At 69.9% G+C, this 13,100-nt stretch carries 13 protein-coding genes and 2 pseudogenes; 6 read left to right on the top strand and 9 right to left on the bottom strand.

Features of this window, described 5'->3' with window-relative positions:
• Positions 1 to 119 precede the first annotated feature (119 nt).
• The 3 genes and pseudogenes from FB390_RS29435 to FB390_RS29425 form a co-directional block, all read right to left on the bottom strand.
• Positions 120 to 401 (bottom strand): annotated as a pseudogene (locus FB390_RS29435) (sterol desaturase family protein); the annotation flags it as partial.
• Positions 402 to 452: 51 nt separating this feature from the next.
• On the bottom strand, positions 453 to 1,271 hold the full coding sequence (locus tag FB390_RS29430; protein WP_141812476.1) for a class I SAM-dependent methyltransferase: 819 nt from the start codon (positions 1,269 to 1,271) through the stop codon (positions 453 to 455).
• A 187-nt stretch (positions 1,272 to 1,458) separates the two neighbouring features.
• Positions 1,459 to 2,406 (bottom strand): cobalamin biosynthesis protein, encoded by a 948-nt coding sequence (locus FB390_RS29425; protein ID WP_141812475.1) that lies wholly within the window; start codon positions 2,404 to 2,406, stop codon positions 1,459 to 1,461.
• A 126-nt stretch (positions 2,407 to 2,532) separates the two neighbouring features.
• Between FB390_RS29425 and sigJ the strand changes: the two genes are divergently transcribed.
• A complete protein-coding gene (gene sigJ, locus FB390_RS29420) occupies positions 2,533 to 3,477 on the top strand; it encodes an RNA polymerase sigma factor SigJ (RefSeq protein ID WP_246124450.1) in 945 nt (314 codons plus the stop codon).
• 35 nt (positions 3,478 to 3,512) lie between these two features.
• Here sigJ and ald read toward each other — a convergent pair whose 3' ends face one another.
• Both ald and FB390_RS29410 read right to left on the bottom strand, forming a co-directional pair.
• Positions 3,513 to 4,628, bottom strand: a complete 1,116-nt coding sequence (gene ald, locus FB390_RS29415) for an alanine dehydrogenase (protein WP_141812473.1) — start codon at positions 4,626 to 4,628, stop codon at positions 3,513 to 3,515.
• Positions 4,629 to 4,690: 62 nt separating this feature from the next.
• Positions 4,691 to 5,458: an MBL fold metallo-hydrolase gene (locus FB390_RS29410; protein WP_141812472.1), complete on the bottom strand. Its 768-nt coding sequence runs from the start codon at positions 5,456 to 5,458 to the stop codon at positions 4,691 to 4,693.
• A gap of 71 nt (positions 5,459 to 5,529) precedes the next feature.
• On the opposite strand from FB390_RS29410, the gene FB390_RS29405 reads away from it, so the two are divergent.
• From FB390_RS29405 to FB390_RS29390, 4 genes and pseudogenes are all read left to right on the top strand, one after another.
• A complete protein-coding gene (locus FB390_RS29405) occupies positions 5,530 to 6,525 on the top strand; it encodes a GlxA family transcriptional regulator (RefSeq protein WP_141812471.1) in 996 nt (331 codons plus the stop codon).
• Entirely contained in the window at positions 6,522 to 7,037 is a 516-nt protein-coding gene (locus tag FB390_RS29400) for a gamma carbonic anhydrase family protein (RefSeq protein ID WP_141812470.1), read from the top strand. The genes FB390_RS29405 and FB390_RS29400 overlap by 4 nt, the downstream gene beginning before the upstream one ends.
• Positions 7,038 to 7,214: 177 nt before the next feature.
• Positions 7,215 to 7,352, top strand: a complete 138-nt coding sequence (locus FB390_RS29395) for a hypothetical protein (protein ID WP_245910181.1) — start codon at positions 7,215 to 7,217, stop codon at positions 7,350 to 7,352.
• A 196-nt stretch (positions 7,353 to 7,548) separates the two neighbouring features.
• Positions 7,549 to 8,016 (top strand): annotated as a pseudogene (locus FB390_RS29390) (TetR/AcrR family transcriptional regulator); the annotation flags it as partial.
• Here the strand turns inward: FB390_RS29390 and FB390_RS34970 are convergent.
• On the bottom strand, positions 7,990 to 9,861 hold the full coding sequence (locus FB390_RS34970; RefSeq protein ID WP_141812468.1) for an Eco57I restriction-modification methylase domain-containing protein: 1,872 nt from the start codon (positions 9,859 to 9,861) through the stop codon (positions 7,990 to 7,992). The pseudogene FB390_RS29390 and the gene FB390_RS34970 sit on opposite strands and share 27 nt — an antisense overlap.
• Positions 9,862 to 9,987: 126 nt before the next feature.
• On the opposite strand from FB390_RS34970, the gene FB390_RS29380 reads away from it, so the two are divergent.
• Positions 9,988 to 10,683: a nitroreductase gene (locus FB390_RS29380; RefSeq protein WP_141812467.1), complete on the top strand. Its 696-nt coding sequence runs from the start codon at positions 9,988 to 9,990 to the stop codon at positions 10,681 to 10,683.
• Positions 10,684 to 10,711: 28 nt separating this feature from the next.
• Here FB390_RS29380 and FB390_RS29375 read toward each other — a convergent pair whose 3' ends face one another.
• From FB390_RS29375 to FB390_RS29365, 3 genes are all read right to left on the bottom strand, one after another.
• Positions 10,712 to 11,179 carry a winged helix-turn-helix transcriptional regulator gene (locus FB390_RS29375; protein ID WP_141812466.1) on the bottom strand — a complete coding sequence of 156 codons (468 nt, stop codon included), beginning with the start codon at positions 11,177 to 11,179 and terminating at the stop codon, positions 10,712 to 10,714.
• An 84-nt stretch (positions 11,180 to 11,263) separates the two neighbouring features.
• The gene (locus tag FB390_RS29370; RefSeq protein ID WP_141812465.1) at positions 11,264 to 11,494 is read right to left on the bottom strand and encodes a hypothetical protein; all 231 of its coding nucleotides are present in this window, start codon (positions 11,492 to 11,494) and stop codon (positions 11,264 to 11,266) included.
• A gap of 69 nt (positions 11,495 to 11,563) precedes the next feature.
• Positions 11,564 to 12,997, bottom strand: a complete 1,434-nt coding sequence (locus tag FB390_RS29365; RefSeq protein ID WP_141812464.1) for an acyl-CoA carboxylase subunit beta — start codon at positions 12,995 to 12,997, stop codon at positions 11,564 to 11,566.
• Between the last annotated feature and the right edge of the window lie 103 nt (positions 12,998 to 13,100).

Below are 13,100 nucleotides of genomic sequence, written 5' to 3'. Positions count from 1 at the left end.
GGACACCGCGCCCGCCGACCGCCCGGCCGTGAACCGCGCACGGGCAGGGAAGCAACGCTCCTGCCCGCTCGCCTACCGGACCATCGCGGGCGTCACGTGCAATCGATGACCGGAACGCCTCACTCGGCGGGCGCCCAACCCGGCCCGCGGAACACATGCCCCGCCCGAGCCCGCCAGCTTCGCGCACCCCGCACATCCCGCCATATCGCGGCGAATTCGTGCGTGGCGACGCGAACAGGGTTGAACGTCTCGATGTTCTTGGTCAGCCCGTAGCGCACCCGCTCCACTTCGGGCTGGAAGGTGCCGAACAGCCGGTCCCAGATGATGAGGATGCCGCCGTAGTTCTTGTCGAGGTAGGCATCGTTGGAACCGTGGTGCACGCGGTGGTGCGACGGCGTATTCGAACTCTCGCCCGTCAGGCGTCCCTCGGCCTTCGCTCCGGCCGGGCGTTGTCACACGGCGGTCGCGGCCAACGAATACAGCAACGGCAAGCGCCGGGATGGATCGGGATAGCGGAACCGCGTCCCGTCGGCGACGAGCGTGCCGTAGCGCCGGAACGGGATCACGTCGTGCTCGTGCACGAACTCGATGCGCAACCCGGCGCCCGCGACGGCGCTGACGACATCACCGAGCGTGTGGTGCCACTCGGTGACGGTGTTGTGCGTGGTCTGCGCGTCCCAATCGGCGTAGGAGCCGCGCAATTCGTATGTGCGGGCATCGCGCGCGAAGTAGTCGCCCGTGACGGCGGTGCCGCTGGCGTCGTCGAGGACGTCGGACACCGGGTGCATTTCGACCAGGTAGAGCCGTCCGCCCGGACGCAACAGACCGGCGACGGTGCGCGCCCAGCGCTGGATATCGGACAGCCACATCAGCGCGCCCATGCCGGTGTAGACGAGGTCGAACGCGGCGGCGCCCAGCGCGTCGACGGCGTCGTACACATCGGCCGAGACGAATCTGGCGCGGTCGCCGAGTCCGATCTCGTCGGCGAGCTCGGCTGCCTTGCGGATCGCCGGTGCGGAGAAGTCCAGACCGCTGACCCGCGCACCACGCCGCGCCCAGGACAGGCTGTCCAGACCGATATGGCATTGCAGGTGAACGAGATCGAGGCCGTCGACATCACCGACTTCGTCCAGCTGGAACGGATCGAAGTCCTCGTCTCCCGCGCGAAACCCATCGAGGTCGTAGAACGAACTCGCGGCGTTGATCGGAACGCGCTCGTCCCAGTGTCGTTTGTTCTGCTCGACCAAGTCGGCGGCGCTGGTGTCGGTCACGCGGCCGATCTTAGGAGCGGACCTCGGGGCGCGGGCAAGTGATTTTCGGCGCTGTGCTCGCCGTAGCCAGCGGATGACGGACGAACTTTTCGCCTTCGAGAAGCCTTGGCAGCCGGGCGAATCGACTCCTCGGCCGCGTGAGAACCGCGGACGGCCGACGGAATCGCGCGCGGGCGACAACCGCGAGTCAGCGCGAGCCTGACAGCCGTCGCCGCAGCGTGGGCAGTACCGACGCCGCGCCCGCGGCCAGAACCACCGCTCCCACCTGAACGGCCTCAGACATCCGCACCGCCCGCCGCAGATCCGGAACCGCCGGCGCGGGCCCGTCGCCGAGCGTGGGCCGCAGTTCCGTCCCGTACCGGTATTGCGTGCGACCGCCGAGCCGAACACCCAGCGCACCCGCCATCGCGGCCTCGACGACGCCCGCGTTCGGGCTGGGATGTCGTGCCGCGTCGCGCCGCCAAGCGCGCAGCACCGCGCCGGGACGTCCACCGACCAGCGGCGCGAGCCCCGCGGTCAGCAGTCCGGTCACGCGTGCGGGCGCGAGATTCGCGACGTCGTCGAGCCGGGCGGCCGCCCAGCCGAAGCGGTGGTAGCGGTCGTTGCGGTAGCCGACCATCGCGTCGAGGGTGTTGATCGCCCGATAACCGAGCAGACCGGGCACGCCCGCCACCGCACCCCAGAACAACGGCGCGACGGTGGCGTCGGAGGTGTTCTCGGCGATGGATTCCAGTGCGGCGCGGGCCAATCCGTCAGCGTCGAGCACCGACGGGTCGCGCCCGCACAGCGAGGGCAGCAGCGCGCGGGCCGCGGCCAGATCGCCCGACTCCAGGTGATCGGCCATGGCGCGACCGGCGGCCGCCAGGCTGCGTCCGCCGAGCACGGTCCAGGTGGCGAGCGCGGTGGTGACGATGCCGCCCCGCCGCGCCGCGAGCCCGAGACCGATCACGGCACCGACCGCGACCGCCTCGTGCATCGCACCCGCCACCCGTCGATCGGCGTAGGTCAGTGATTCGAGCGCGCTTGCCGCCGCACCGAATCCGGCTACCGGATGCCACCGGCGCGGGTCGCCGAACGCGCGATCCAGCGCGAAGCCGAGCAGCAGACCGCTACCGGCCGAGATCCCCGTGTGCACCTGGCGAGAGTAGCGGGCGCGACCGCGGGGCCCGCCGGGATGTCACACTCTGTGGTCCTGCCTCGTCATATCGACGACGCCCGCTACGACCCCGCTACGGGGCCGCCCGACCGAACGGTGGTTGCAGTGACATCCGAGAAGCCCGAGCCCCTCGACACCGCCGAGCTGGCGCGCCGCTTCGAGGAGCATCGGCCGTATCTGCGCAGGCTCGCCTACAGCACGCTGGGCAGCCTCGCCGACGCGGACGACGTGGTGCAGGAGGCCTGGCTGCGGTTGCAACGCCAGCACGAGGCGGGCGCCGCGGCCGAGATCGACAACTTGCGCGCCTGGCTGACCACCGTGACGGGCCGGTTGGCGCTCGACCAGCTCGGCTCGGCCCGCGCCCGCCGCGAACAGTACGTCGGCGACTGGCTGCCCGAGCCGGAGGTCACCACCGTGGAAGATCCGGCCGATCGGATCACCCAGGACGAGCGGGTCACCACCGCGCTGCTCGTCGTGCTGGAATCCCTCTCCCCCGCCGAGCGCACCGCGTTCGTGCTGCAAGACGTGTTCGGTATGAGTGGTCCGGAGGTCGCCGAGGTGGTGGGGCGCACCCCGGCCGCGGTCCGCCAGCTCGCCTCGCGCGCCCGCAAACGTGTCGAGGACGGCACGCCTCGCTTCCCCGCCTCGCCCGACGAGCAGGAGAAAGTGGTCTCGGCGTTCGCGGTGGCGTGGCGGTCCGGGGATCTCGGCGCCCTGCTCGGCGTGCTGGACGCCAACGTCAGCCTGACCGCCGACGGCGGCGGCAAGGTGCCCGCCATCCGCAAGGGTGTGCAGGGCGCCGAGCTGGTGGCGAAGCTGCTGCTCGGTTGGTACAACGCGCCGTCCGCGCGCGGCGCGTGGGGCCGCTCGGTGCTGGTCAACGGCCAGCCCGGTCTCGTCGTCTTCGACGGCGCCCATACCGGCGTCTTCTCCTTCACCGTCGACGACGGCCGCATCGTCGCGCTGCACATCGTCCGCAACCCGGACAAACTGCGCGAACTCCCGGAAACCGAGACCCCCGATTGGTTCCTCGGCCCGGACCAGGCGTAGCGGCTCCCCCACGCCGCACCTGTGCGGGCGCGGGGTCAACCGGCGAGGCCGACCGTCTCCGTGACGGGATAGCCGTGAGCCGCCGCGACTTCGGCGGAAAGCAGGCGTCCTGCGTCGGCGGCGAGACCGTGGGCGAGGTCCGGGTGGGTGGTGCACGCGTCGCGCCACCCCTGGTCCGCGATGGCGCGCACGTACGGGAGGGTGGCGTTGGTCAGGGCGACGGTGGCGGTATGCGGAACCGCGCCCGGCATGTTCGCGACGCAGTAGTACAGCGCGTCCGCGACGCGGAAAGTCGGATCCGCGTGCGTGGTCGGCCGCGAACCCGCGAAACAGCCGCCCTGGTCGATGGCGATGTCGACCAGCACCGACCCGGGCCGCATCGCCGCCACCATCTCCTCGCTGACCAGCTTCGGTGCCCGCGCACCCGGCACGAGCACCGACCCGATGACCAGATCGGCGCCGAGCACCGCGCGCTCGACCTCGGCGGCATTCGACGCCACCGTGGTGATCCGCCCCTGGAACCGCGCGTCGATTTCGCGCAGCTTCACCAGGTTGGTGTCGAGCACGCTGACCCGCGCGCCCATCCCCGCGGCCATGGTCGCGGCATTGGTCCCCGCCACGCCGCCGCCGAGCACGACCACATCGGCGGGCCGCACGCCGGGCACTCCGCCGAGCAGCACGCCGGACCCGCCGAGCGGCGCCATCAGGTGATACGCGCCGACCTGCGGACCCAACCTGCCCGCGACCTCGCTCATCGGCGCGAGCAACGGCAACGAACCGTCGGCGGCGCGCACCGTCTCGTAGGCGAGGGCGGTGATGCCGGAGCGCAGGATGGCCTCGGTGCAGTCCCGCGAGGCGGCCAGATGCAGGTAGGTGAACAGCACTTGGTCGCGGCGCATCCGCGGATACTCCTGAGCGATCGGCTCTTTCACCTTCAGCACCAGTTCGGCGTCCGCCCACACCGCGTCGGGGCCGTCCACCAGGGTGACTCCCGCGTCGGCATAGTGCCGATCAGCGAATCCCGACCCGACGCCCGCACCCGATTCGACCAGCACCTGGTGCCCCTGCCGAACCAGCTCCCCGGCGCCCGCGGGGGTCAGCGCGACCCGGAACTCCTGCTCTTTGACCTCCCGTGGCACTCCGATCCTCATATCGCCATCGTGGACCACCCGCCGACGGTTCGCCACGACGGCGCGCACACCTCGGCCGAACTTCAGACGGCGACGACCTCACCCACCGGTGGGATACGCAGCCGATCGCCGAGCCCCGCGTAGTCGAAAACGCGAACCAGGTGATCCAGCGTCTCGGTGAAGTGCGCCCACCCTTCCGCGTGCACCGGCACGATGATCGCCGCTCCGAGCGACTCGGCGACCCGCACCGCGGTTCTGGCGTTCAACGTCACGTCGACGTCCCCGAACCGTCCCACGTTCCCGGCCCCGACGTTGAGCAACGCGATGTCGATCCGCTCGAACCGCTCGGCGATCTCACGGACCAGCTCCACCGAGGCGTTGTCACCGGACACGTAGACCGTTGGCTCCCCCGCGGCCTCCAGGACAAACCCCGTGACCGTTCCGCTGAACGGCTCGCACCCCTCCGGCCCGTGCAGCGCGGGCACCGCGGTGACGGTGACCGCGCCGACCCGGGCGCGCTCCCATGCGGACAGTCCCCGAACGCCGCTCAACCGCTCGGCGGCCTCGGTCGTCGAGAACACCGTGTCGACGGTGGCGAGCAGTGCGCGGCCCTTGGTGTCCAAGTTGTCGGCGTGCTGATCGTGCGACAACAGCACCACGTCGACCGCGCCGATCTCCTCGACCGGCACGGCGGGGCCGGTCAGCTTGTGCAGGGTGATCGGGCCCGGATAGTCGCCGGGTTCGTCGAAAGTGGGGTCGGTCAGCCAGGTGCTGCCGCCGTAGCGGAAGCGGACGGTGGGCCCGCCGATGTGCAGGACTTCCAGGGCGGTGCGTTCGATCGTTTCGGTCATGACGTCGATCGTCGCCGCCGCGCGATCACGCGGATAGTGGCCCGTGAGCCGCGTATCGCTAATATCGGGCCATGCATTCGGTGACCGTGCTCGCTTACGACGGGATCAGCCCGTTCCACCTCTCCGTACCCGGACTGGTCTTCGGCCGGGTCGGCACGGACGGACGGGCGCCGTACACGGTGCGGGTCTGCGCCGAACAGCCTGGAATCCTGTGCACCCCAGGCGGTTTCGACATCCACGTAGCCGACGACCTCGCCGCCTTCGAGCGCGCCGACACCGTCGTCGTGCCCAGTTGGACGCGCGGCGCGGGAATCTCCGACGAACTGCGGGACGCGCTACAGGAGGCGCACGCGCGCGGCGCACGCATCGTCGGCCTGTGCCTCGGCGCCTGGGCGATCGCCGCGAGCGGTCTCGTCGACGGCCGGGAGATCACCACGCACTGGGCGACGGCCGCCGACCTGGCACGCGCCTATCCGGCGGTGCGGGTACGCGCCGACACGCTGTGGTCCGATCTGGGCGATGTCATCACCTCCGCGGGCGTCGCCGCGGCATTGGACTGCTGCCTGCACCTGGTCCGGGAGGATCACGGCAGCCGCGCCGCCACCGAGCTGGCCAGGGCGCTGGTCACCGCGCCGCACCGCAGCGGATCGCAAGCGCAGTACATCCCGGTGGCCGTGCCCGACCAAGCCGAGAACGACCCCATCGAGCGCGCCATGGTCTGGGCGCGAACACATCTCGGCGACCCGATCGATCTGGACGCGTGGGCCGCGGTCGCGGTGATGGCGCGGCGGACTTTCACCCGGCGCTTCCGCGAACGGACCGGAAGCAGTCCGCAGCAGTGGTTGCTGCACCAGCGCGCCGACCGCGCCCGGCTGCTCCTCGAATCCACCGACGACACCGTGGACCGCATCGCCGCCGAGACCGGCTTCGGGACGGCGGTGAGCCTGCGCCACCATTTCCGCCGCCTGCTCGGCACCAGTCCCGCCGCGCACCGCGCCCTCTTCCGCGCCGCGGCCGACGCCCCCGTGCGCGACGGCGGGCGCCGCGCGGCTACGTTGCCAGCATGAGGATTGAGGTCGGCGGTTTCGCGCCGGAGATCGATGAGAGCGCCTGGCTCGCCCCCAACGCCACGGTGATCGGGCGCGTGCGGCTCGGCGCCGAGGTGAGCGTGTGGTACAGCGCGGTGCTGCGCGGCGACCTGGAACAGATCACCGTCGGTGCGCGCACCAACATCCAGGACGGCTGTGTGCTGCACGCCGACCCCGGATTCCCGCTGACCGTCGGCAGCGGAGTGTCGGTGGGACACAACGCGATTCTGCACGGATGCACCGTCGGCGACGACGTGCTCGTCGGCATGGGCGCCACGGTGCTGAACGGCGCGGTGATCGGCGCGGGCAGCCTGATCGCCGCCAACGCGCTGATTCCCGAGGGCGCGCAGATCCCGCCCGGCTCGCTCGTGGCCGGTGTGCCCGGCAAGGTGCGCCGCGAGTTGAGCGAGGCGGAGCAGGACGGAATCCGGCTCAACGGTGCGGTCTATCTACACAACATGGCCAATCACCGCAGCGCGAAAGTGCTGTGATACATCGCACACTGTTCAAGTGTCCAGCAATAACGGCTGATAACATTTTGCCTGCATGCTCGGCGTCCGGCGGCTCGACGAGACCGTCGGCACGGCGAGCGTGATGCGTGACAGGCAGGAGGTATCACGGTGTCGTACCGGGACTCGAGTATGCACCGGCCGAAGGGGCGGATCAGCGTGGCCGACATCGCGGCGCAGCCGGGCGGGATCGAGGCGCTTCATCGCCGCGTCCACGAATTGCGTTCCCGCGGAGTGGATTTCGCCGCGAACGCGATCGAGAAGGAAATGGCGGATTTGGATCTGCCCCGGCAGTGAGCTCGCGGTTTCGACGCAAGGCCAAGTCGAGCACGCGTTCGTGACAGGACCCGGCGTACCGGGTGACCAGATCGACCGGTAGGCCGAGACCATCTCCAACCCCCGCTTCGCGCGCTGGTGAAATAATGAACGTCCATCACCCGCACCGTCGCGGCGCCGTAGCGCACCGGTTTCCGCGCGAACGACTGGAGAATCGATGCCCACCGTTCCGTCCATGCTCCAGCGCATCCTCGACAAGCCCGTCAGCGACGGCGAGAAACTTCTGGAGAGCGCTCTCTCGGCGTTCCTGGACTTCGGGATCAAGCGCACCAGCATGGGCGAGATCGCGCGCCGGGCGGGCATCAGCCCGGCGACACTCTACCGGCGGTACGAATCGAAGAACGACCTGGTCGAAGCAGTGAGCGTGCGGGAGGCGCAGCGTTTCGTCGCCGAGATCGACAAGCGGGTACGCACCGTCGAGGGCACCGAGAACCAGCTGGTGGAGATCTTCGTCGCGTTCATCACGGCGATCGCGGGCAACGAACTGCTGCGCAGGCTACTGCGCACCGAACCGGACCTGATCCTGCCGCGACTCACCACCGAGGGCGGCCCGATCCTGGCCGTCGGTCGCGGCTACCTGGCGGAGAAGCTGCGTGAACTACGCGCCGGGGACGCCGACTTCGACGCCGACCTGGTCGCCGAGATCATGGCCCGACTGGCGCTCTCGCTGGCGCTCACCCCCGACGGCCTCATCCCGCTCGGCGACGCGGAGGCCGGTCGCGCGTTCGCCCGGCGCACCCTGCTGCCGATGGTCGGCGTCCGCGCGTCCGCCTGAGTCCAACCCGAACGCCGCGTTCACCAGTTCGTCGAGCCGGTGTCGCGCGGCGTCGTCGGGTGCGCGGTCACCGTCGACGAGCTCGGCGACCAGCGCCGCGATCTCCCGGGACGCCGCCAGATCCGGATCGGGCAGCGGCAGCCGGGACACGTACTGCGTGATCCACCGCCGCCTGCCCGAGTACAGGCGGTTACCGCACACGGCGTCGTAGTAGCGCAGACCGAGCGCCGAATTCGCCACGCCCATCAGGAGATACGCCAGCCGCTCGGCCCGCTCGGCGGCGCCGAGATCCTCGAGCGAGATCCAGTAGCAGTCACCGTTCACCACCGCCCCGGACCGGTCCAGCGCGAAACGCGGCCGTTCGCTGATATCGGGGAACACCAGTTTCGGCACCCGCCACAGGTTGGGCCGCTGCGGCACCCAGATCTCGAACCACTCCCGGCCGCTCTCGGTGAGGTATTTGCGCGCGGCCAGTGTCGGCTCGTGACTCCGCAGATACGCTGCCGCACCAGGGAATTCGCGCAGGTCCACCGGGACGCGACGCGGGGCGGCGGTGTCGTAGGGATAGAGCACGCGGGTGTCGGCGGCCCGCTCGATCCGCCACGGCGCCAGATCGTGGTGGGTGATCAGCTCCAAGAGCAACTCGTCCTCCGGCCGCGGGCGTACCTTGGCCCAGCGATCGGAGATGAACACCCGGTCCGCGGTCGTCTTGATGCCGACCCGGATGCGGGCCACCTCACCGAAGCTCCGCCAGGTGCCCGCGCCGACGCGGGCGAGCCAGGAGTCCACGCTCGGCAGCGACATCCGCCACGCGGTCTGTGTGTTCCCGCTTCGGCCGTGTGCGGCGACGCCTGCCGACGCGCCCGTCGCCAGGGTGCCGACCTCTACCGCGAAGGTCCGCCCGTTGTGCCGGACCAGGGAGCCGGACTCCGCGATCAGCGCTTCGAAAAGATCTGTGTGGCAGAGCAGTTCATCGAACGGCACCTCGTAGGCCGAGACGTGACGACACACCGCGCCGCTACGCCCACGGGTGGCGATGGTGACGGCGGGCAGCACGGCGGCCGCGAAAAGCTTGGTGTCCCCGAGGTCGTAGAGCTCGACCGGGGACAGTTCGCCGAGCAGGATGGCGCGAATGTTGGCGCCCGCCTTCGTCGTCAGAAAACGGTTGGCGCACAACAGTCCCAACGCGCCACCCGGGGTGAGCAGCCGTGACGCGACGGCGACGAAAGGGTGGGTGAGGTCGATGCGACCGCGCAGCCCGTACTGCCTGCTCAGCAACTGAGCGGTGGCGCCGCCGAGCTGCTGGGTGCGCACGTAGGGCGGGTTGGTGATGATCGCGTCGAACGAGCCGTCGTCCAGGTCCCCGGCGTCGGAGAGGAAGTCGCCCGCACGCCAGTCGACCCGGACGCCCTCCACCATCGCCCGAGTCCGCGCCACGGCGAGTCCGGCTTCGTCCAGGTCGTAGCCGGTGAGCCGGAGCCGGACGCCGGGCAGGCAGGCCGCGGCTTCCCGATGCAAGGCGAGCAGGAGCTCCCCGTCACCACACGCCGGATCCAGGACACGTAGTTCGCTATCGAGGCTGGGACGCGGCATATGTGCGAGCAGCCGCCGAGCGAGGAAACGCGCCAGCATGGGCGGGGTGTAGTGCCGCCCATGCCGTTTGCGCTCCCGCGCGGCGCGGGTGTGCGAACCCATGGGTGGGATTGTGCCTCGTGGAAGGGCCGCGGGAGTGCTGATGCCCAGAACCGGGGCAGTTCCGAAATGAGACCATACCGGCTAGCATTCAGTCTCGAAATAGAACCAATCGAAGGAGGCGGGTTCATGAGCCCGACCACTGCGCCCACCGACGCGTTCGCGACCTTGACCCGAATCCTCGACGAGCGATGGACCTGCCGACAGTTCCGCCCCGACCGAGTACCGCGCCCGACGATCGAGGCCCTGCTGCGGGCGGCCCAGCGCACCCCATCCTGGTGCAACACCCAACCGTGGCAGGTCGCGGTCACCGAAGGCGCCGCCACCGACCGGTTCCGCAAAGAACTGCTGGAACACGTCCAAAGTTCAGCACCCGCACCGGATTTCGCGTTCCCCGCGCATTACACCGGCGTCTACCGCGACCGTCGGCGCGAATGCGGCCTGCAACTGTACGAGAGCGTCGGAATCGTCAAGGGCGATCAAGCGGGCACGATGCGACAGGCGATGCGGAACTTCGAACTCTTCGACGCCCCGCATGTCGCGATCATCAGCACCGAGGCCGATCTCGGCGTCTACGGCGCCGTCGACTGCGGCCTCTATATCGGCACTTTCCTGCTCGCGGCCCAGAGCCTCGGCCTCGGCGCCGCACCACAGGCGGCGCTCGCGTCGTACTCCCCTTTTCTCCGTGAGTATTTCGAGCTCTCCGAGAGCCGGAGAATAGTAGCCGCCATCTCGTTCGGCTATCCCGACAGCGACCACCCCGTGAACGGCTTCCGCACCCGCCGCGAGGAAACCGATCAGGTCGCGACCTGGTTCACCGACTGATCGAACCACCGCTTCCGGCGAGAGCGGGTCAACCGACCCGGCGATCCTCCCCGGTCAGCCCCGGCCCCGGCTCGGGGCTGACGTCGCGGGCGGTGATTTCGCTTCCGCAGACGTCGCATTCGAGCCGCACATGGGCCTCACCGGTGCAGTTACCGTGCCGGTAGTGCACCGGCGGGCCGTCCGGCGCCATGTACGTGTCGCCCCAATCCCGGATCGCCATCAGGATCGGGTAGATGTCGTGACCCTTCTGGGTGAGCCGATACTCCTCGTGCGCGCCGACCGCTGCCGGTCGCTTCACCAGAATGCCGTGCTCGATCAGCCGGTCCAGCCGATCCTGCAACCTGCTGCGGGAAATGCCGAGCGCGCTCTGGAAGGCGTTGAACCGGCGAATCCCGGAGAACGCGTATTTGAGGATGACCAGCGTCCACCGGTCACCGAGAACCACCAGCGGCCGCGTGATCGAACACGGCTCGTCGGCAAGATCCTCGTAACGCACCCCTCGATGCTACTCAGCCCCACTGATAGGCGCTGTCGGACGCAGTCCGTCGTCGGACCGCGCATGGCCGCAGCGAATGCGGGTTCAGGCGTCCGCGCGCCGGTGAATGACGTACTCGAAGTGCCCGTCCTCGGGATCGGCACGCAACGGCCACGGCTCCGTCTCCAGCACGCGATGCCACTCCAGCGGCCGATGCGCGTCCTGTTCGGCCAGCGACTGCGCGTCCGCGAGGGCGGCGCGGGAACCGATCGTCTGTTCCTCGGTGCCGCAGAACTCGCAGCTGTGCACCTTGCCGACCTCGTAGCATTCCGGCACGACGGCCTCCTTCGAGCGAAAAAGCTTGGGCCCCGGGAGGTTTCCCGGGGCCCAAGCGGAGTCCTCACATCACAGCGGGATGTTCTTGTGGTGACTCTTGCGCGCGGGCGCGGCGGCCAGCGCGGCGGCGATGACACTGCGGGTCTTGGCCGGGTCGATGACCTCGTCCACCACCCCGATCGCGATGGCGCGCTCGACGCCGCCCGCGATCTTCTCGTGCTCGGCGGTGAGCCGCTCGTGCAGCGCCTCGCGCTCCTCCTCGGGAGCGGCGGCCAGTGCCTTCTTGTGCAGGATGCCGACCGCGGCCTTGGCGCCCATGACGGCGACCTCGGACCCCGGCCACGCGTACACCGCGGTCGCGCCCAGCGAGCGGGCGTTCATGGCGATGTAGGCGCCGCCGTAGATCTTGCGGGTCACCAGGGTGACGCGCGGGACGCGGGCCTCGGCGAAGGCGTGCAGCAGCTTCGCGCCGCGGCGCACCACGCCCTCCCACTCCTGGCCGACACCGGGCAGGTAGCCGGGCACGTCGGTGACCACGATCAGCGGAATGCCGAACGCGTCGCACAGCCGCACGAACCGAGCCGCCTTCTCGGCGCTCTCGGAGTTCAGGCAGCCGCCCAGGCGCAGCGGGTTGTTGGCGAGCACGCCGACGGTGCGGCCGCCGAGACGGCCGAGGCCGACGACCATGCTGCGGGCGTATCCGGCCTGCAGTTCCTCGAACGTGGACTCGCCGTCGACGTTGTCGAGCAGCTCGTGCACGAGCGGCTTGACGTCGTAGGCGCGCTTGGCCGACTCCGGCAGCATCGCCTTCAGGTCGATGTCGCCGTGCGCGGCGGCGTTCAGGTCGAACTCGCCCTGCTCGGCGAACATCGACACCAGGCGACGGGCGCGGTGCATCGCGTCGGCCTCGTCGTCGGCGACGATGTGGCACACGCCGGACTTCTTGCCGTGCGTCTCCGGACCGCCGAGGGTCGCCATGTCGACCTGCTCGCCGGTCACGCTGCGCACCACGTCGGGGCCGGTGACGAAGACCCGGCCCTCGGGGGCCATGATCACGATGTCGGTGAGGGCGGGACCGTAGGCGGCGCCACCGGCGGCGAAGCCGAGCACCACGGAAATCTGCGGAACGAGACCGGACGCGCGAACCATGGCCTCGAAGACCAGGCCGACCGCGTGCAGTGCCTCGACGCCCTCGGCGAGCCGGGCGCCACCGGAGTGCCAGAGGCCTACGACGGGAACGCCGGACTCGATGGCGGTGTCGATCGCGTCGACGATGTGCTTGCAGCCCTCGACGCCCATCGCGCCACCCATGACGGTCGCGTCGGAGCAGTAGGCCACGGTGCGTACGCCGTCCACCTCGCCGATCGCGGCGAGGACGCCGGACTTGTCGCGCGGGTGTAGCGGGAGAACCGTGCCGGGATCGAAGAAACGCTGGAGCCGGCCCAGCGGGTCACGCGGATCGGTCGCAGTTTCTGGTTGAAACGCGGGAGCCACGATTGTCATCGCGTTTTCTCCTCAATCAAGAGAGTGCCGCAACAGCGGCTGCGTATGTCGAACCACCGGTGGGGTCGGGCCAGTTCTGTTGCCCGACCCCACCGGGGATCGT

It is taken from the genome of Nocardia bhagyanarayanae (assembly GCF_006716565.1).
Classification (GTDB): Bacteria; Actinomycetota; Actinomycetes; order Mycobacteriales; family Mycobacteriaceae; genus Nocardia; species Nocardia bhagyanarayanae.
This window is presented reverse-complemented; position numbering and strand designations above follow the sequence as displayed.